This window comes from Streptomyces sp. NPDC046977 (assembly GCF_040644455.1).
In the GTDB taxonomy this organism is placed as follows: Bacteria; Actinomycetota; Actinomycetes; order Streptomycetales; family Streptomycetaceae; genus Actinacidiphila.
Genome location: NZ_JBEYWO010000064.1, coordinates 1 through 18,866 on the forward strand (window position 1 = coordinate 1; position 18,866 = coordinate 18,866).

Here is an 18,866-nt window from a genome sequence, read left to right on the forward strand (position 1 = left end):
TAAGCGAGCAGACGTCCGTCTCACTCAATCGCCAGATAGCTAGGTCAGAACCCTAACTACTGCCGTCGAACCCGCTGAAAAGTTGAGACCTCACACCGGTGACCGTGAGGCTGGGCGTGTGGTACAGCAACACCAAGAGCCGCCGAGACAAGCTCACCCCCGAACAACGCACCGCCCTCGCGCATCTGGGCGTGGAGTGGGCGTAGTGCTACTGGGGATGAGGCGGGAGCTTTACTCTCTCCATGCAAACCTGCCAGGTGTAGATGCGGTCCACCCCGAACCGCCACGGCAGCAGGTGCCAGCGGCCCCAGACCCGATCACCGCGACGCCGTCGCAGACCCTCTCCACCTGTCAGGTCGCCGGTGCATAATGCTTGGGTGAATCCGCAACCCGAGCCGTCCATTGTTCTGGTCACCATCGACCGAGCATCGACGTCGGTGGTTCTCTCACGTTCCGACGGCAAGGAAGCGCGCTTCCCGCTGACACCCAGTCCATTCGAGGACACCAGCGTGGTGTCTCGATTCGCCTATCCACTGGCTGGCGACGCCCTCCTCGCGACAACGACCACCGGCGACGACGTGCTCTTCGAACTTCCCACCCGTGCCGGTGCGGACCAGCGTGCCGGGCGCCTAGCTGTTTACCTGGACCAGAACAAGTGGCGGGACGTCGCCAACGCCCTCACAGGCATCGGCCACACCACACCAGTGGAGCAAGCGGCGGCACGGCGCCTTGCCCAGTGGGTAAAGGAGCGGAAGATCATTCTACCCGCGTCGGCCGGCCATTACGCCGAAACCACCAAGTGGTCCGACGCCGCCAGGCGCTACCAGCTCGGCCTGACGATCCTTCAACTCAGTCGCGGCTGGCAGATGCGCGACCCTCTACAGGTACGCCGCGACGAACTGCGCGCCGCTCTCGCCCGCCATACGGCAGCAGGCACCGAGGTACCGGTGGAGGCGGTGTTCACACTCGCCCCGGATGTCATCCACGGAGCCGCCCGCGGCTGGACCTCCTCCCAGCCGTCCGCGCACCTGCCTCCAGTCATGGCCTTCCAAACCGCGTCGCTGACCTCAGCCACCGCACTGATCGACACCATGCTCGACACCGAGCGCGTATCACCCGGATCGGTGGCCGGGTGGGTCGAGGCTAACCAGAAGTTCAGCGACTGGCTGGACGGCGAAACCCGCGACACACAGCAAAAACGCAAGAGCATCGACGTCCTCTTCCTGAACGACATCCGGATGGACATCGCGGTCGAAGCCCATGCCGCGCAACTGGCACCAGAGAGCTTCTCCGACTGGGTAACAAAGCAGGCCATCGAGGACCTGATCGTGGCGCCCGCGCTCGGGCTGCTACGCGAGATGCTCCACGAGCGTCACCTCAACAAGGGCACCACCTGGAACACCAACGATCTTACGGACATGATTTACCTGTCCTGCGGCGCCGGCTACGCGGACTTCGTGGTCTGCGAGCGCGCTATGGGCAACGCCCTGAAACAGGGCATCAAGCGCCTGAAGCGGCCGGTCCGGGTCTTCCGGCGCCTGAGCGAGGTTACCGACACCATCGACGAGGCTCTCACGGCAGCGGGCAAATCGGCTGACAAAGACCCTACCGATTGACGAAGATGGGTAACGGGGTCAACTCTCGCCAGGTGCAGCGAGTCGGCCTCCCCATAAAACGAGGCGCCACGACGCCGTATATGACACTTGAGTCCGACGACGTGGCAGCCACAGAACAAACCCCGGCTGGGCCCGTCCAGGCAAAGTTCTGGGCGACTTCCAGGACAAACCGGACGAAGTGTCCCAGACATGACTGTCAGCCCCACCGCGGGCTCACGCACCGCCAGCGCCCTGGCGGTCGGTCTGCTCGAATCACCTGACCAGCAACCAGCATGTCCGCCTCGTTCTGGGAGGTACCCCCACGCCGACGGGGACAACGAGTTGGGGGGCAGCCCGGTTTGCAGATCAACGAAGTACCCCGCGGGCGGCGACGTCTCCCCGTCAATTTCGAAGAACTCGTCCATTGAGGCACCCCCGCGTGAGCAGGGACGACGCAGACGCTCTGGAGGCGTCCCAGGCGCCGTCTGGCTGCACTGACCAACGTCCGGCCGCGGCGTGCCGCCGTGAACCGATGGCCGGCCGGAAGGCCGCAGCCCGGCGCAAGACCTGAGAGGCTCTGCGGAGGTGTCTCCGAGACGCCCAGGGATCCGCAGCGAGGTCCTCCTCGAGCCCGACAGCGAGCAGCGCGAGAACTTCGCGCTGCAACAGGAACTGGCCACCTCGGAGGTGTTGCGGACCGCGCCGTGGCAACGCGAAAGCACAGCCAACGGAGTCGGTGGATCGGGGCCGCGTGACCTGTGCGGCAAAGAGTGGGGCCGCCGTGTCAATCCGGGGTGGTCAGGACCCCACCGGTCTCGAGTGGCCCACTCGTTGCAGCTAGCGTTCACGGCGTCCTTGGCATCCGCCAGCCGCTTGAGGTCCCATCCGGGAATCCCGCGCCAAGCAACGGATGCTTGTCCCCGGTGCGATTCAGGTCTCGTTGGAGCCAGGCTGCCGGGCCCTTGACCGATACGGACAGGACCGCAGCCGACGGAAGAGGATCATGCGATGGCGACGTACGACCAGCTGACCGAGTGCGCCGGACCAGGGCATGTCACGCAAACCGGACGGGACCTTAGTTGACGGCCAGAGTCTTGCCGAAGCCGGCTCCGCTGTGGATATTCCCCCGCCCAGTCAGCAAGGCGCGGGTGGTCACCACAGGCACGGCACAGCCCGTCGCTGGAGGTCACGGCATAGTGAAGAAGATCTTGAGGGCTTTCGTGTGCGCTTCGCCCTCCAGGCTGGCGAGCAGGGGAACGACGATGGTGCCCACCGTCTGCGGGGGGGCGATGCGCCGTACGGTCATTACCAGTTGTCGGACGACTTCCTGCAGGAGGTCGGCGTCCGGAGCATAGCCCCGGACTGTCTCCTGTGCTTCGTCCAGGAGCAGCGGGAGAACCGTTCCATCCGCCAGTTCGAAGATGGTCCAGGCGACGATCATGCCGGCGACCGCGGGGACCGTGGGTGGCGTGGCGACAAGGCACAGGCCCCGCAATGCGGTCAGACACCATTTCGCGGCTGCCTCGGGGTCCTTGTCGGAAAGTGTTCTGATCAAAGAGGTGTAGCTGAGCCATCCGCCGGCCAGGGGTTGCCAGGTCGAAGGGCGGGTGAGGAGGAACGCGGCGTACCCATGGGGGTTCCATTGCTCGTTGCGTGCGATCTGGATAAGGCGGTCGGCCACGGGCAGTTCGGCGACGGGGAGTTTCATCAAACGCTGGTAGGACTCCTCAACGGCGTCGGCGGGCAGCATCCCGTCCTCGACGAGCGCTTCCAGCACGTGCAGGCTACCGAACGCGGCCACTCCCTGGCTGCGGGCCAGGGCGCGCAGGGCCGCGTCGTCGGCGAGCAGGCTGACCCCGAGCTCCCGCGCGAGTCGGATAGGGGCGCTCCATACTTTGTGTCTGGGATCATCGTGGTCGGCCGGAGCGTCGGGCATGATGTCGCAGGACTCGACCAGGTCGGCCAGTGCATGGGCCTGATCGCTCCAGGACTGGATGACGTCCTGGGGGTACTCGGTGAATACCGGCTGCTGCGTGCGGGCATCCCAGCCGAGCCAACCGGAGTTGCGCATGCCGAGCGCGGTTTTGGCCTGGAGAATGTCGTCGCGTTGGGGACCTGCGACCAGGAGTTGTTCGAAGTAGGACGACAGTTGCGTTGTGGATGGCAGCACGTGGGAGGCCAGGAAGAGCGTGGAGGTGTCCGCGACGACCGCGGTGTTCAGCGCATCGCGCGCCGCAGCGGTCTCCTGGGCGTAGATGCTGTCGTCCGGATAGCGGATCACGTAGGCACCGATGCTGTTGCGGATCAGCATGTCCGCATACCCGCGGCCGAGGGCGCCGGCGCAGGCGCTGATCGGGACCTGACCTCGGGAGGCGGCCTGCTGCATCTGGTGCACGGCGTCGGAGAACGGTGCCAGGCGGGCACGCAGGAACTCTCGCAGGCCGTCGACCGGATCCGATTCCTCGAAGGGGACCTGCCGGATCAGATTGCTGTGAGGGAAGTGCTCGAAGAACTGCTGCTGCAGTTGGCGTGCCTTGGACAGCAGGAGGTAGTCGGTGTCCTGCCCGGAGGGCATTACGAAGCCAGTCATCACGGCGGTGGCAACCAGTTCCTCGTCGTTGGGGAACGCCTGAGCGACCTCCGTAACAGCGGTCAGGATCTCCGTCTGCGTGATCGCGCCGGGATCGGCCGGACCCGTCGGGGTGACCGTCGGCGCGATCGAGCGCAGCAAAGAGGCCACCAGTCGTGCGTGGCTGTGGTCGACCGGTTCTAGCCGCGGTTCGGCTCGGATGATCGCGTAGGCGTCGTCCATCCTGCGAAGTTGATGCAGGGCGTGCACCTGCTCCCACCGGTACTTCGTCAGGCTCTCTTCCCGGTTCGGGTCTGCTTCGGCAACGTCGGCGGCGTCGATGAGTCGGCGAGTCTGCTCCAAGACTGCGTGCCAGTCCTCTCGGCGTGACGCGGCCGCGATGAGGATTTCCCGGGCGGTGCGCCAGCGTGAGGGGTCGGTGCTGGAGGCCACGGCGCGCGCCAGACGTTCCGCGTCGTGGGTGGATCCGCTGCGCAGTGCCAGGAACGCGGCTTGGAGGAGGTGGCGCTCGTCGTGGCCGTGCTGCGCGGAGAAGCGTTCCAGGGCGCTGACGGCTTCCGTGGTCTTGCCCTGGTGCAGCAGCGCCTCGACACGGATCTGCAGTGCTGCGTCGGAGTCGGGGTAGCGGCGGGCAAGGATCTGCGCTTGGGTGATCTTGCCGACGGACAGGAGCGTTTTGGCGTGGACCATGTCGGCGCTCTCCGGATCGAGATCCTGGAGGCGGGACAGTTCGTCCTCTTTCAAGGTCGCAACCATCGACAAGCCGAGCAGAGCGCGAAGCTCTTGGCCACTGTCGCCGTGGGAGGACATCTCGGCCAAAGCTGCACGGAATTCGGCGGCGGCTTCTGGGTGGATGTCTTCGCGTGGGACGAGCGCCAACGCGGTCGCCAGCCTTCGATCCACGGAATCATCGATCTTGCTCGCCAACTCAAGGGCCAGGTCGGTTTTCCCTACTTGCGCCGCCAGTCCCGCTGCAGTGGAGATCACCGCCGTCGACGCGGCCTCGATGGCCTCCGCGGTTCCTGCAGGTGGCGGCAGAAGCATGGCCAGGGCTCCGTGGGGATCGCCTCTCATCGCCCGTGCCTGGGCGGCGAGCACGAGCGCGTCAGCGGTGGGCCCGCCCCAGTCTTGGCGGCGATCGCGTGCAAGCAATGCCAGATCCTCGGCACGGCTCAGCGCGGCATCCCGGTCCAGGCCCGAGACGCCGTCGGCGGAGTCAGCTGCCTTGGCACACAACGTCCTGGCCAGCTCGAGCTCTACGTGTGACGTCCGAGGGCCGGTGAGTGCCGCGATCGCCGACGCACTGGCAGGACTATTGCGATAAGCCGGGAATTGGGCGGCGACGTGGTCCAAGAGGATCTGGGCGGCTCCAATCTGCCCCGGGGTCGCCCGCAGCACAACGGCCGCGGCGAGGGTGACCGTCAGTCTCGTGGATTCGAAAAACGCCGGATGGCAGTCGGCGAACTCCTCCACGAACGCCAGAAGTGCCTTGTCTGGCCCGGTCGGTTCCGACTGGACGCCAAGGCCGGCCAGAACCGGTCTGGGCAAAGGCAGTTCGAGTGGCTCTGCCACGGCCAGCAGCGCCGGGACTACCGCGACAACGTCAGGGCCGAGGCCCGCCCTGTACAGCGTCCACAGCCGGTGACCGGCAGGAGCGACCGCTTCGGCGGCGGTCAGCATCCGCTCGCTGGTGTCCTCATCGCTGCCTCGGGCAGCTGCCACTGCGCCCTCGCAGTACAGGTAGGCCGCCAGCACCGCGTCGTCGTGGCAGTGTTGCGCCGCCTGTTCGAAAACCCAGGGCGCGGCCGGGTGCTCATGTGCGGCAGCGAATTCGGCGACCATCACCCAAAGCGGACCGCTGCCGGGACTGCGGAAGTCCTTCGGCGGCCGGTGCTTGAAACGGCTCAGCCAGGTGGCGGGCTGGCTGCCCAGTTCGGCCAGCTCTTTAAGGACCGCGGTCGCCCGTGGACCGGCCTGCGGCACGGCCCACTCGTAGGCGAGTGCCACTGGAGGTGCAAGGCGCAACAGCAGCTGGACAAGTGACGTGCCGGTGGTCGCTGGTGCGTCGTCGGCCGGGGCGGTCACGGTGCCCGGCCTGGGCAGGTCTTCCGGCTCGGCGGACCGCAACACCGCGAACGCAAAGGCGGCAGCGTGTCGGGCGGCTTTCGGCTGCCACTGACGGTCGGCGTCGGGCGTCTTGTCCTGAACGCAGTCGGAGATCCCACGAATGGTCAACGCAGGCTGCAGGTCCTTGCTCGCGGCCTCATACAGGCCGAGCGACTCCATGTCCAGCGCGGCCACGTCATTGAAAACCCGACGTACCTTGTCCATCAACGCTGAGCGACGGTCGGCGTGGACGACCGAGCCCGCGGCAATGGGCTTGATCTCGACACGGGGAACGGTCCCGCGAGAGTTGAGTGCCTGACCTACGGGCAACTCGGCCTGCCAGTTGCCGCGGCGTACTGTCTTGGCCAGGCTCATCACCCCGTCGGCGGCCGGGAAGGACAGCGCCCGCGTCAGGTGGACGGGCCCTTCGGCTTCGTCCCACGCGTCCTTGCCGGCGTGCAGGTCATAGACCCTCTCGGCAACGACGACGTCGCCGAGGACCAGGTCATCAGGCTTGACCGAGGCGGCGACTCCGACGAACAGGATCAGGTCGGGACGGAGTTCCGCGATCGCCACGGCGGTCTCGATCGCGGTCCGGTTGTTGCCCATGCCCAACTCAGCGATGTGCACAGTCCAGTCCACGCGCTCACCTGCGAAGGCCGCCACCTCGAAACGGGTCGTGCGCACACGCCCGGGCCGCCGGTCGGGCAGGTGCGCGGCCACCGCCTCGTACTCGAGCTGCAGCGCGGTGAAGATCACCGTTGTCATGCGGGGCCGCACCCGGTGCTCACGCTCATCACGCATGGAGGCCGCATCCGCCTCGTGGAGCCAGTTGTGCATCATTGGGTTGCTCATCTCGATACTCCACAGCCGGGAGCGGCCATCGAGGCTGGAGACGACAAACCCGGCCTTGCGCAGCATCTGCAGCGTGGACAGCGCCGTCGTGGGCGAGACGTTCAGCGCACGCGCCAGAGCCCGCCCGCTCACCGGCGTGCTCGAGCCCGCCAGCGCCTGCAGCGCGCGGAACTCCGTGTCGCCCAGCAGGGCCTTGAGTTGGTCGGCAGTCGGCGTCACCCAACCACCGTAACACTATGTCCAGTTATTCTGGACACCACTGTTACGGACTCTCGTACCGTGGCGGACGGCTGATGCCACCTGGGTACTTGCCCGTGTACCTGCCCACCGAGGCAGCCTGGTGGCGGTATCCGCGCGGGGAGGTCGACCGGCAGCTCGACTTGTTCGGGCGCCGGCGCAGCGTCGGACAGGCGCAAGGCGTTTGCGCTGCAGATGGCCACTGTGGCGCTGTCCGCAACGGTCACGGTGCTGGTGGGATGCGGACCTCGGACGCGTCACGCGCCCAATTACCGCCATCGCGATGGTGCTCGGCGCAGCAATTACCGTACTGGCGCGAAGGCATTTCCTTACCCACCGCCAGCTGTCTGTGCTGCGCACCGCGGCTGTCCGGCGCCTGGAGACAATCTCTAGGTACATGGGCTTCCATGCGATCACTGGCGACGGGCCGGTCGAGCAGCATGCCCCCGCCGGGACCTGTTCGGGCTCGACGCCGTCATTGCCGACGACCAGCAGGTCTGGCAGCGCCTGCACGAAACCCGCGCGCCCGCACGGGAGGCCGCCCCGCCGCTGCCGACTCGCCGCCCGCCTCCATTGCTACGCCCCACGCTGGCGAAAGGCTAGGACGGTTGCGTGCACCAAGACCCGACGTGACCGGCTGCACCCGCAGCAGCGCCGCGCTCACCGAACTGGGGGTGGCTTGAGCGTGATGTGACTTCCTGCCGAGGCCGGTCGGCGCCCACGGCCAAGACGGCAAAGGCAACGAGCTGGGTAGCGCAGCAACTGCAACCCAGGCGTGCCCCGAGACCTGGAGTATCGGGGTCTACGCTCGAGTCTCGGCATAGAGGATTATCTGCACAGCCAAGACGCAGACTGCCACGCTCTCCAAGATCGAAACGGCCATAGGCACGAGCGTCCCCGTACCGTAGGCCCAGTAGGCAGCAAGGGCACCTACGGGGACGCCGGCAAAGGTGGCGAGGTCCACTGCACACTGGATGATCTTGCGTTGTGTTCGACGTGCATCACGTCGGTGCGCTGCCTCCCACCCGAAGAGGCTCTCTTGCTCCCCTGCGAGTGCACTCAGCCGGGGTCCGAGGTCGGTGCGGACGTAGTGGCCAATTGCACTGATCTTCTGATCGTTCGCCAGGTACGTCCATCCGAGTACAGCGGTGGTGGCGGGAAGTACCAGCAGCAGTACTACATGGCGCGTCTGAGCCGTGCCAATCAGCACTGTCACCATCGCAGCGAGAGTGACGTAGAGCAGATTGTCTCGGAATCCTATGCGCGTCTTCTGTTCCTCCTTCACCCTGTCGTACTCAGCCAGGAGCAGCCTGCCTACGGTGACATCCCCGATCGCTGTCATGTCTGTTCCCCCGGTTGCTCAGAGTGAAGGGCGCCGATCGCCAATCTTGCCGGACTACCCAAGGGGGTTGGAAGGGCTGTCTACCTCCCAGATGGACGGAGAACCTGCCAGCTAGCCGCTTGGACCGGAGTGTCGGTGCACGGCGATAGGCTCGGCAGGAGACATAAGTGCGCAGCCATGAGCCGATAGCCAAGCTCTACCTCCACCGGTACGACAAGGAACCGCCCCTGTGATCCACCCCAGCCACCGCCTAGTCGTTCTGACAGCACTCCCACTGGAGTATCAGGCGGTACTCGCCCACCTGACCAATCTGGAAACTCATGTACATGAGACGGGAACCCGGGTCGACGAAGGCTCTCTGCCAGGAACTCCCTGGCGGGTCGCACTCGCTGAACTCGGGGAGGGCAACACCGGCGCTGGTGTTCTCACCGAGCGAATCAGCTCCTGGCTGAAGCCAGCCGCGTTGCTATTCGTTGGCGTCGCAGGAAGCCTTAAGGATGACATCAACATCGGTGATGTCGTGGCCGCGACCAAGATTTACGCCTATCAGGGCGGAAAAGTAGATACGAGCGGGTTCTATGCCCGCCCAAGTGTCTGGGAATCCTCCCACTGGCTTGAACAGGCTGCACGCCAGGCCCTACGCTCCGACGACTGGATCGTGCACATCCGGGGCCGACGTCCTCAACCAACGCCCCGTGTCCACTTCAAGCCCGTCGCTGCCGGCGACGTCGTACTGAACGCTCGGGATAGCCCCTTGTCGCTGCAACTCCGTCAGAATTACAACGACGCTGTGGCAATCGAGATGGAGAGCGCCGGCTTCGCACGAGCCGCCCACCTTGCTGGACAGCTACCGGTCCTCACGATCCGCGGTATCAGTGACAAGGCAGACGGCAACAAACACGCAGCTGACGCCAACGGAAGCCAGCCCGCGGCGGCTGCCCACGCTGCCGCGGCAGCCATCGCGGTAATCACAGCACTGACTCCTCCCACCACAGTTAGCTCCTCGGGGCGTCTGCCCGTCGGCGCGACCGCCGACATTCCCTGGACCAACCGAGAGCACACCGACACTCAAGAGCGGGATCTGAAGTGGAAACCGTTGGCCGAGGCAGTCGAAGTGAACTGGCGCCGACAAGCCGGTTCATCCTTCAGAGGCGGCCCATCTGCTCTGGAACTTCACCTCGTTCCGGTTCCGTCGACCAACCGAATCGAAGTCCGGAAGCTGGCGCAGCTCCACGAGCAACTCATCCGAATCGGTCGAGAAAACAAGTTCTTCAGCCTTGCCGAACACATCACATCGACTGCTGACGGTCAGCACGCCATGGCAATCGCATCGGGAACCCATCAGTCCTCCTCCGGACTCACGGTCTGGCGCACGGGACAACGCTCTGCCTGGCAGCCACTCCCGCACGACAGCATGGGCGGGGTCCTGGACCCGGACGAGCTGCCCCTGCAAATCTCCGGCATGCTGACTCTACTTGCCCAGTTTCCTGTACCCAACCCAGGGGACATCGCTCTGGGGATCGGCATCGATCCCGCCACAATGGTGAGCGAAGACAAGGTCAGCCGTATGCCACGTAACAGTGTCCAACCCTGGATGAAGGGCGACCATCTACGGGTGCATCCAGACGAAACCGTCACCATGACAGACCTGGCTGCAAACCGAGACGACATCGCCGAGGAACTCGCTGCTCGTCTGCTCACCAACTTCCGGGCGCCACGACGAGGTTACTGAGCCAGTTGAGCCGAAGCGGGACACGGCTCAGGGACAGGCGAGACCCACGGGGGCACCAACACGAATGCGTCGAGCGGGGCCAGCAGGACAGGGTCGGCGCCTGACGCATTGCTCCGTAGTCATCTCGCTTGTCCTTGCGCCGGGCGGCCCAGGGTCCACAGATCGCCGGGGGCACGAACGAAGGCGCGGTGGACGACCATGTCCCGCTTCAACTGCGCGGCTGAAACTGCGTGGCCTCGTACGGCAAGCGCGTCGCGCAATTCGCCTGGAGTCAGAGGTCGACCGCAGCGAGCGAGGTGCCGGGCAGCCAACTGCTCGGTAGTGGGGAAGGCTGGGGACTCCACCACCAGAAGCGAGTCGGTGAGGGTCTGGTGCTCGGCCTTCGCGGCGCTGACCAGTTCCAACAGATCCTTACCAGCGTCCCCTGCCCTGGACACGCGCCGCTGCCAGGTGTCGCGGCCCAGAGAGCCGTTGCGGTAGCACCACCAGAGCAGCCCAGCCGCCGCGGCCAAGGCAGGCACGGGGTAACGGGTGGCAAGGACGGCCAAGCGGTGCGCGCCTGCGCCGGACGCCCGTAGTGCCAGGTCGATGACGAACAGTGCGTTCGCGGCGGTGGCCTCCAGGCCGGCGAGGCGCAACAGGTTTTGGGTGACGGGGATCCATTCGATGATGGCGAACCCGAAGCGGGAGAAGACGCTGTCCTGGGTGATGATGACGCAGGGAGCCAGGAATTCTGCGAGCGCCATCGTGGGTGCGTCGTCCGGGTCACCACGGTACTTCAGCGGCATTTCCGGATCGACGTGCAGGATGTGCCGGGTCTGCGCGGAGAGGTGGTCGCGGATCTCCAGGTCAACCACGCGTATGGAGGGCAGGATCTGCTGGGCGAGAACCTGGCGTGCTCGAGTTTCCGGCACCTGAAAGAAATCGGCCATGCGAGGAAGGTGTTCGTCGACCTCGCCAAGCACGTGCGCGGCAACATAAGGGGCCGCACGGCAAGTGACGGCCAACGCGGAAATTCTGTTCTGCTGGCCACCTCGCTTGGCCACCGAGCAAGCCTCAACCAGCAGCGCATTGGCATCGAGGACAGGCAACAGCATCGGCCGGTCCAGCACCATCGGGTGGATCGCCGATCCAGATGGGACCAACAGCGGCGGCATCGAATCGGCACGGTCAAAGGTCATGGATCTAGTGTCACCACCACCACTGACATCCGCGCAGCATTTCGTGCGTGCGGCACCGACCTCGCAGCTGATCCGCCGACACGCCGTTCGACGACGCCTCGTTCAGGGGGCACCTCGGCACACGCTCCTGGTTCCTCGGGCCTGCGTACAATCATCTACTGCCAGTGGCCGAGGAGCCGGAAGCCGATCACGGTGACGGAAACGGCCCCGCAAAATCGGTCATTCCGCACCGTGTTACAGCACGCCGTGAGGCGGTACATGTCGCAATCCGAATAACGGATCGTGCCGAAGGAGCCGCTTCTGCCGCGTCTGAATTCGGGCAGCACAGACAACCACTCTCCCGGTGCCAGCCTGACATTCGAACATACTACGTCGCCTGCTGGTCTACACCCGCCGATCGGGATGAATCCATCTCAGCTCAACAGGGCGCCGACGGCCTGAGCAAGCGCCTCGCCACCTTGCTGGACTACGGTTCCGACGACCAGCGCGGGGAGGGTCTGCGCGATCTGACGCAGTACGGTGGGCTGCTGCACTGAAGGGGTGGCAAGCGAGGAATCCACGGTGTCGGCCATCGCGCGGAGCGCTTCGGCGTGGGGCAGGGTCGCAGCGTGTCGTTCTACATCTGAGCGGAAGCTGGCGAGCAGGCTGCGGACGGTTTCGATGTCGGTGGTGCTCTGGGTGGATGCGGACTGGCGGATGTGGGAGATGTGGTCGCCAGTGACGTTTTGGATGGGCGCGGTGTTGTTGCCGCCGATGCTGACGCCTGAGCCGTTGCCTGGTGCCGGTTCGGGTTGACGCCTGCCTATGGTCATTATTTGCCTCCGTGGTTTGTCTGGTCCTGGCCGACGCCGCTGATGCCGGTGCCGGCGACGTTCTGGATGGGGGCGTTGTTGTCGCCGTAGACGAGGATGTTGTTGATCACGACGGCGACCTGCTGCTCGTACGCGGTCGTGTCGACGCCCTGCTGCCTGAGGTAGTCGGCCACGGCTCGGAAGACGCAGGACTGCATCAGTACGACATGCCGTTTGGCGTCGTCGCTTTGGTGCATGTCGGTGACTTCCTCGGTGGAGTAGCGGTCGCGGAGGCTGACGGGGTCCTTCTCCTCGGCGCGGCCTTCGCTGGGCTTGCCGGTCCGTGCCGCAAGGCGCCACAGGGCTGCGGGTCCGGCGGCGGCATCGAGCAGTGACTGTGTCGCGAGCCATCCGGCCAGTCTCATCCGGCGTAGGTTCGCGGGTGCCGCGGTCACGCGCAGTTCGTTGTAGAGGGGCGTCATCACGTGCGGCCGGACCGTCAGGCGGAGCTCGCCGGCCTCGAGGGCGGCGTGCACGAACACGCTGACCACTACCTGGCCGTCCCAGGTGATGCACTGTGCCCTCAGGTACAGCCGGTCCGGCACGCTGGAGGGCGACTTTCGTCCCAGCCCGCGCAGGTCGGGCAGTTCCCGTTTCGCTGCGCGGGTGCGATGGAGCCACATGTCCGCAGGAAGGCCGACGACGCGTTCCATGGAGAAGCCCGGCAGCGGCTGGGTGATCTCCCGCGCGCCACGGCCGAGTTCGTCCAGCGCAGTGCCCACCCGGTCAAGGAGTTCCATCTCTCCGAAGTGCCTGACCGATCCCTCGGGATCCTTGGGCGTCAGGCGGATGTTGATGTGCGCGGGCCACCAGGCGTCGCGGCCCGCGCCGATGAAGTGCTCCGCAGTGTCGTAGGGCAGTGCTTGCCAGGTCTGGTGCCGGCCGATGTCCGACAGTCGCCGCCCGGCCCTGGGACCGGTCCACGGGAGGCGATCGGCCGAGACTCCGTCCCGCCTCAGTACGGCCAGCGCCGTCCGGGCGGCCAGCCGGTCGCCGGCAAAGACCACGGCGGTCGCGAGCAGCGCCACAAAGGGCAACAAGACCAGTCGGAGCCGCAGCGCCGGCAGACCATCACCAGAGAGAGGGCCCGATGGCAGGAGCGCGAGCAGCCAGGGCACGCAAAGGGCGGCGTAAGCCAGGCGCGGTGAACGAGCCGGCCTCGACGGGCTCTTGCCTTCGTTCTGCTTCCGGGCCGCGCGAGACGCCGACCATCGCATCAGCAGGGCTGCGGTGAGAACGACCGCCCAGATCGTTGCGGCCCAGGACGCCAGATAGGCGACCCAGGCGACCGCCAGCAGGACGAATGCTTGTCGTGTCCACCGGCGCCGTCGTGCACGAAGGCTGTGCGCGCCGACCGGGACAAGGTCGAAACCGTACGACGGCACAGGCACCGGTGGCCCGTGCAGCACGTGGTCGATCACCCACTGCCCCATCGGCTCGCCCAGCGGGGGACAGTGGTCGCTGCCCTCGAGATAGACAGGCCTGCGGGTGCTGCGGCGCAGCTTGCCCGGAACACCGCTCTTCCCACGTGTCCTGCGCCACCACGCTCGCAGGTCCCCCACCCGGTCAGGACGCACATAGACCGCCTGACACAGCAGCCTGGTCACCTCACAGGACGTGGGGTCGACCTCCGACGGACGGCCTGTGCCCGAAACCGGGGCCGGGACCGGCGTCTGGACCGGTACCGCTGGCCACTCCCCCGTACGCGTTCTCTCCCCAACCCGCGCACCCCACACAATCCCCATTCCGCCCCCCGGCTTCACACGTGAGGCGGGCATCCTGACGGCGATCAGCCTCCACCACCAGACCACAAAAAGGTCAACCAGGACAATCTGCCGAGCTTGTTGAAACCGGCCCCACTTTCCGGCTCACAGCGCTCCTCTTCACGGCGACGCGCGCACAACGAGGAGCACGCACCACCACCCCGCTCCAACACCGGGCCGAACACACGCACGGCCGCCTGCGCCACGAGGCGATATCCCCCTCCGGGCTACCGGTTCACAGTCCCTCATCAGCTGCGAATCGAAAGAAGCTGTCCGAAGCAAGTGCGACAACAGTGGACCCGCCGCTCCTGGCTGTCCCAGCACGAAGACGCAGGGCAGGGTCGCTTGCTCATCAATATACCCGTGAATGTCGTATGCGGGCGGTAGGTTCTGCCTCAGGCTCCGCACCAAGACCAAGAAGCCCAGGGGGAATTGCGCGTGTCCGAGACCGAGCTGATGGCCATCGCAACAGGTGCCGCCGGAACCATCGCCGCCGCCATGGCCACCAGCGGCGCCCTGGCCATCCGCGACCGCGTGGCAACGCTGTTCCACCGGGGCACCGCCGCCGAACAGTCCGAGGCCCTCGACGCTGTCGACCGTGACGCGGCAAGCCTGGCCGACGGCAGGCCCGTCGAACAGGTCACCCGCCTGTGGGCCGTGCGGATCGCCTCGTACCTCGCCGCCCACCCCGAAGCAGTCCCGGACGCCACCCGCCTCGCACAGCCACCACGCGTCGACGCCTCACAGACCTGGCACCAGCACAACACGGGTCGGGGAACATTCATCGGCAGAGACGTCCACGGCGGCATCACCAGCAACCACAACGGACCCTCCGATGCCTGACGACCACGAGGCCGACACCCGGTACGAGCAGCACAACCACGGATCCGGAACGTTCATCGGCCGGGACGTCCACGGCGGGATCCGGAACTTCTTCATCAACCACGCCCCCGCCAAACGCTCTTCCCCGAGCTCACCACAAGGCCAGCACAATCCGGAGGACAACGAACAGGCCGATGAGACAGATGACTACGACGGCCTTCTCTCAATCATGGCCCTGACGTGCTGGGCGGCCTCCAGCGCTGCAACAGCGGCCTGGTTCTGCCTGATCGGCAGGTCCTTCTCAGAGGGCGCGCCGCCGCCAGGACTTGCTGCGCGCCTTGGCGTCAGCCTGGTCAGCAGCGCAGTCGTCCTTCTGTGTCTGGCATGCCTACTCGCCAGAATCGCCCAGGTCTTCGAACTCTGGTCGGAACGAGCAGCACGCACGGCAATACGAGACGCATCTCGCTGGCGGCGCATCGCATCAGTGCCCGCCCTCATCTGTAGCGGGGCAGCACGGATCGCCACCGTCACCGCAGTCAGCGCCGGAGTGCTGGCCGCGTTGTACGGCTGGACCACGTTCGGCAGCACAGTCTCCGACCGGGCCCACCTCGCCCGCACCAGAGCACAACACCACGCCGCAACCGCGCGAGCAGCCGTCACAGCCAAACGCTGACACCACCACCAGAAACACCCGCTATCACCTTCCGCTGCAAGCAATCCGATCGCCCGCCTGACCGGCTACGCGTCCCCAGGTGCCCACGACCACGCCCGCCGAGCACGAGTGCGACAGGGCCGCAAGTAGGGACGCGGACGCGCAAGGTGGCGTTGTTCGCCTGCCCCCGCCGGCCCGGGCCGCTTGACTGGTCAGGTGACCGATATCGCTGACGCCGTCGCGCTCCCCCGCCCGCCCTCCCCACATTCGGAAAGCGACGTTCCGGCCGGCGCTCGGCATCCCAGCGGGGCGACAACACGGCGCGGCGTGTTCCGGGTCGCTCCGTTGACTGGGGAGACGACGTGGTCACTGATCAGCCGGATCGCCGCCCGCTACGGGCTGGACGCGGGTGCGCTGCTGGGGTGTTGGCAGTGGGGCAACCACCGTCCCCGGCACGAGGGCGGCAGGCTGCGGGCGGACGCGGACGTACTCCTGGACCCGGCAGGGCGGCAGGTGCTGACTGAGCTGTGCGGGGTCGGCGAGGAGGTCCTGGCACGCGCGCTGCCGGCTTTCGGGCAGGAGGATCCCAATCTCGCCGGAGCGGAAGCTGAGCCGGGAGCCGGTTCGGGGCGGGCGGTGTGGCGTATCGGGAGTGCGGCGGTGGGGCGGCCGGTGGCGTTGGGGTGCGGTCTGTGTGCGGCGCGGCGTACCGGGACGGCGGGGGTGCGGGTGGTGCAGTACGCGCCGCGGTGGGAACGGGTGTGTGCCCGGCACGGCCGGTGGCTGCTGGACGCGGATGCGGACCTGTTGGCCGGTGGTAGGGAGGGGCTGGAGTTCCTGGATCTGCGGGAGCTGCCGGAGGTGGTCGCGGCGCGGCGGCGGTGGGGCGGGGTGGCGCGGCGTGCGGTTGGGGCCGGGGTGGAGCCGGAGAGGGTGTTCGCGCTGGCGCATGCGGTGGTGGCCCGGTGGTGGGAGCAGGCCTTGCACTGGGAGCGTGAGGAGGTCTGGCCGCGGCGGCTGCACCTGGTCGCGGGCGGCGACGCCGGAGGCGACTTGGACTGGTGGCGGATTGTGGGGCGGGACGCGGTCGTCTTCCCCGAGGTGGTGGTCGTCGCCGACGCGCTGTTGGACCCGGCCATGGCCCGGCTGGCGTGGGTGGACAGTGGGGGTGAGCGGCCGCGGCCGCTGCCCGCGGACGGGGCGTTCTGCCGCCGGTTGGGTGAGCGGGTGGGGCGGCCGTGGCTGGGGCCGCTGGCCGCGACCGACTTCGGCGGGCCGCTGACGTCCTGGATGGGCGCGGTGATCCGTCTGCGCCGCGGGGCCGGCGGGCCGCCCGGCTACGGCAACGACCCGTGGTGGCTGCGCCAGGAGCACCAGAGCGCGACCATGGCCGGTCAGCTGCGGGTGCTCGGCAAGGAGAAGAAGGCGCCCGGCTCCGGGAGGATGTGGCGCGCGGCAGTGCCCGCCGAGGAGCGGGCACTGATCACCAGCACCATCGCGAGCGCCGAGGAGCAGCTGCTGCAGCTGCGCCGGGTGCAGACCGGCCCGGCGGCCGATGTCGCCCGGCGGCTGTTGCGCGGCCTCGGCCACAGTGCCGCCCTGCTCGACAATGCCTGGCGGCGAACCGCCCTGGCCGCGGCGAACTCCGGGATTCCACTGGAAGAGGTCGCCCAGTGGGCGGGGATGCCTGCCGGCGCTTTGAGGGACATGCTGGTGGCCGGCCAGGAAGAGGACGGCTGACAGACCGTCCCGGAGCGGCAGTCAACCGGTTAGCGCAGGCGATACCCATTCGTGGCGGGAATCCTGGAAACCGCGGTGGCTGCGGGCGGATCCGGCTTGGCTGGAGCAGGTGATCAACGCAGGTGCAGCCCGGCCTGGGAGCCGGGCGAAACGGGTGACGGTGGATCGCGGTGCCGGGTTCGAGGCGGTCTTCCTCGACCCTGTCGGGCGCACGGTCCAGCAGCGGTGGGCGGACGCCGCTTTGGTGGTGGCCTTCGAGGACCTGCCACCCGTCTCCGCGTTCCCGGTCGTGCCGGGGCGGCGGTGGGGACCGGGTCTGTGGTGGTCGGCCACGACCGGACGGCACGTGGCGGCCGGATCGAACGCGATGCACACCCAGCTGATGGTCCTGGACCGCGACCCGGACGTGACAGGTCTGGCGGGGCGGCCGGTGCGGCTGCTGTGGCGCACCGGCCGCGGGCAGGTCCGGTCCTGGGTGCCGCAGCTCTTCGCCCGCTACACCGACGGCACCGCGCTGCTCGCCGACTGCCCCAGCCACCCCGACGCCGGCGGTGAACGCGCCCTGGCCGCCGCGCAGGCGGTGGCGGAAGCGTGCGCGGACATCGGCTGGACCTACCAGCGGCTGCCACCGCTCGAGGACATCCTGGCCGCCAACCTGAAATGGCTGGCCGGCTACCGCCACCCCCGCAACGCCGGCCGCCCCGGCCTCATCCCCGCGGTGCTCGAGGTGTTCGCGCGGCCCCGGCCGCTGCTCGAGGGCGCCGAGGAGGCCGGTGACCCGATCGAGGTCCTGCCCGCTGTCTTCCACGCCCTGTGGCACGGACAGCTGACGACAAGCCTGCGGACGCCACTGCACGAACGCGTCCTGGTCGGCCCGCGGGGCTGGAACCACCCGGGCACAACAGAGGCCGCCCGGTGAGCGCGCGGCGTAATGCCCGGCCGGCCGTCAAGGTGGGTGCCCATGTGCGCTTCCGCGGCGTGACGTGGCAGGTGGTCGCCCTGTCCGGACAGAGCATCCACCTCATCGGCCCGGACGGCGGCGGGCAGGCCGTGCTCGCCGGGCACCTGTTCGCCGGCCCCGGCTTCACCGTCATCGGGGCCGACGTTCCCCAGGCGGCCCCGCAGTGGGGGCTGTTCGAGTCCGCACCCGCCGCGGCCCGTGAGAAGGCGCTGGCCTGGCAGCGGCACGTACGCGAAGTCGAATGCGGCCTGCCCGGCGGCCCCGGCAGCCACGGAACCGTACGACCCCAGTACGACCCCGAGCAGCACACGCTGGCCCAGCGGGAGCAGGCCAAAGCCGAGGAGCTGACCGCGCTCGGCTTCGGCCGGGTCTCGCGCACCACGGTGCAGCGCATGCGGCTCGACTACCGCAAGCAGGGCCTGTGGGGGCTCCTCGACCA

The 18,866-nt window shown here is 67.4% G+C and carries 12 protein-coding genes and 1 pseudogene; 8 read left to right on the forward strand and 5 right to left on the reverse strand.

The features are described from left to right. Positions 1-104 precede the first annotated feature (104 nt). Together ABZ883_RS42125 and ABZ883_RS42130 are read left to right on the forward strand one after the other, a co-directional pair. On the forward strand, positions 105-206 hold the full coding sequence (locus ABZ883_RS42125) for a helicase (RefSeq protein ID WP_360917311.1): 102 nt from the start codon (positions 105-107) through the stop codon (positions 204-206). A gap of 171 nt (positions 207-377) precedes the next feature. Then, the gene (locus ABZ883_RS42130; protein WP_360917314.1) at positions 378-1,616 is read left to right on the forward strand and encodes a hypothetical protein; all 1,239 of its coding nucleotides are present in this window, start codon (positions 378-380) and stop codon (positions 1,614-1,616) included. A gap of 1,165 nt (positions 1,617-2,781) precedes the next feature. Here ABZ883_RS42130 and ABZ883_RS42135 read toward each other — a convergent pair. Further along, positions 2,782-7,365 carry an HTH domain-containing protein gene (locus tag ABZ883_RS42135; protein ID WP_360917317.1) on the reverse strand — a complete coding sequence of 1,528 codons (4,584 nt, stop codon included), beginning with the start codon at positions 7,363-7,365 and terminating at the stop codon, positions 2,782-2,784. A gap of 820 nt (positions 7,366-8,185) precedes the next feature. After that, positions 8,186-8,725: a hypothetical protein gene (locus tag ABZ883_RS42140; protein WP_360917320.1), complete on the reverse strand. Its 540-nt coding sequence runs from the start codon at positions 8,723-8,725 to the stop codon at positions 8,186-8,188. A gap of 229 nt (positions 8,726-8,954) precedes the next feature. Between ABZ883_RS42140 and ABZ883_RS42145 the strand changes: the two genes are divergently transcribed. Beyond that, positions 8,955-10,457, forward strand: coding sequence for a 5'-methylthioadenosine/S-adenosylhomocysteine nucleosidase (locus ABZ883_RS42145; RefSeq protein WP_360917323.1), 1,503 nt, complete (start codon positions 8,955-8,957; stop codon positions 10,455-10,457). A 119-nt stretch (positions 10,458-10,576) separates the two neighbouring features. Here ABZ883_RS42145 and ABZ883_RS42150 read toward each other — a convergent pair whose 3' ends face one another. The 3 genes from ABZ883_RS42150 to ABZ883_RS42160 form a co-directional block, all read right to left on the reverse strand. Beyond that, positions 10,577-11,638: a PIN domain-containing protein gene (locus ABZ883_RS42150; RefSeq protein WP_360917325.1), complete on the reverse strand. Its 1,062-nt coding sequence runs from the start codon at positions 11,636-11,638 to the stop codon at positions 10,577-10,579. A gap of 413 nt (positions 11,639-12,051) precedes the next feature. After that, entirely contained in the window at positions 12,052-12,450 is a 399-nt protein-coding gene (locus ABZ883_RS42155; RefSeq protein ID WP_360917329.1) for a hypothetical protein, read from the reverse strand. Next, positions 12,450-13,910, reverse strand: coding sequence for a hypothetical protein (locus ABZ883_RS42160; protein WP_360917332.1), 1,461 nt, complete (start codon positions 13,908-13,910; stop codon positions 12,450-12,452). The genes ABZ883_RS42155 and ABZ883_RS42160 overlap by 1 nt, the downstream gene beginning before the upstream one ends. 780 nt (positions 13,911-14,690) lie before the next feature. Between ABZ883_RS42160 and ABZ883_RS42165 the strand changes: the two genes are divergently transcribed. From ABZ883_RS42165 to ABZ883_RS42185, 5 genes and pseudogenes are all read left to right on the forward strand, one after another. Further along, positions 14,691-15,095 (forward strand): hypothetical protein, encoded by a 405-nt coding sequence (locus tag ABZ883_RS42165; protein ID WP_360917335.1) that lies wholly within the window; start codon positions 14,691-14,693, stop codon positions 15,093-15,095. Next, positions 15,088-15,747, forward strand: coding sequence for a hypothetical protein (locus ABZ883_RS42170; protein WP_360917338.1), 660 nt, complete (start codon positions 15,088-15,090; stop codon positions 15,745-15,747). The genes ABZ883_RS42165 and ABZ883_RS42170 overlap by 8 nt, the downstream gene beginning before the upstream one ends. A 324-nt stretch (positions 15,748-16,071) precedes the next feature. After that, a complete protein-coding gene (locus ABZ883_RS42175; RefSeq protein WP_360917342.1) occupies positions 16,072-17,466 on the forward strand; it encodes a DNA-binding protein in 1,395 nt (464 codons plus the stop codon). A gap of 154 nt (positions 17,467-17,620) precedes the next feature. Beyond that, positions 17,621-18,385, forward strand: coding sequence for a TnsA-like heteromeric transposase endonuclease subunit (locus tag ABZ883_RS42180; RefSeq protein WP_360917345.1), 765 nt, complete (start codon positions 17,621-17,623; stop codon positions 18,383-18,385). Continuing rightward, a pseudogene (locus ABZ883_RS42185) lies at positions 18,382-18,866 on the forward strand (transposase); the annotation flags it as partial. The gene ABZ883_RS42180 and the pseudogene ABZ883_RS42185, both read left to right, overlap by 4 nt.

Coding starts and splice junctions, on each gene's coding strand:
- ABZ883_RS42170 (WP_360917338.1), top strand. CDS start 15,088: ATGCCTGACGACCACGAGGCCGACACCCGGTACGAGCAGCACAACCAC.
- ABZ883_RS42140 (WP_360917320.1), bottom strand. CDS start 8,725: ATGACAGCGATCGGGGATGTCACCGTAGGCAGGCTGCTCCTGGCTGAG.
- ABZ883_RS42155 (WP_360917329.1), bottom strand. CDS start 12,450: ATGACCATAGGCAGGCGTCAACCCGAACCGGCACCAGGCAACGGCTCA.
- ABZ883_RS42150 (WP_360917325.1), bottom strand. CDS start 11,638: ATGACCTTTGACCGTGCCGATTCGATGCCGCCGCTGTTGGTCCCATCT.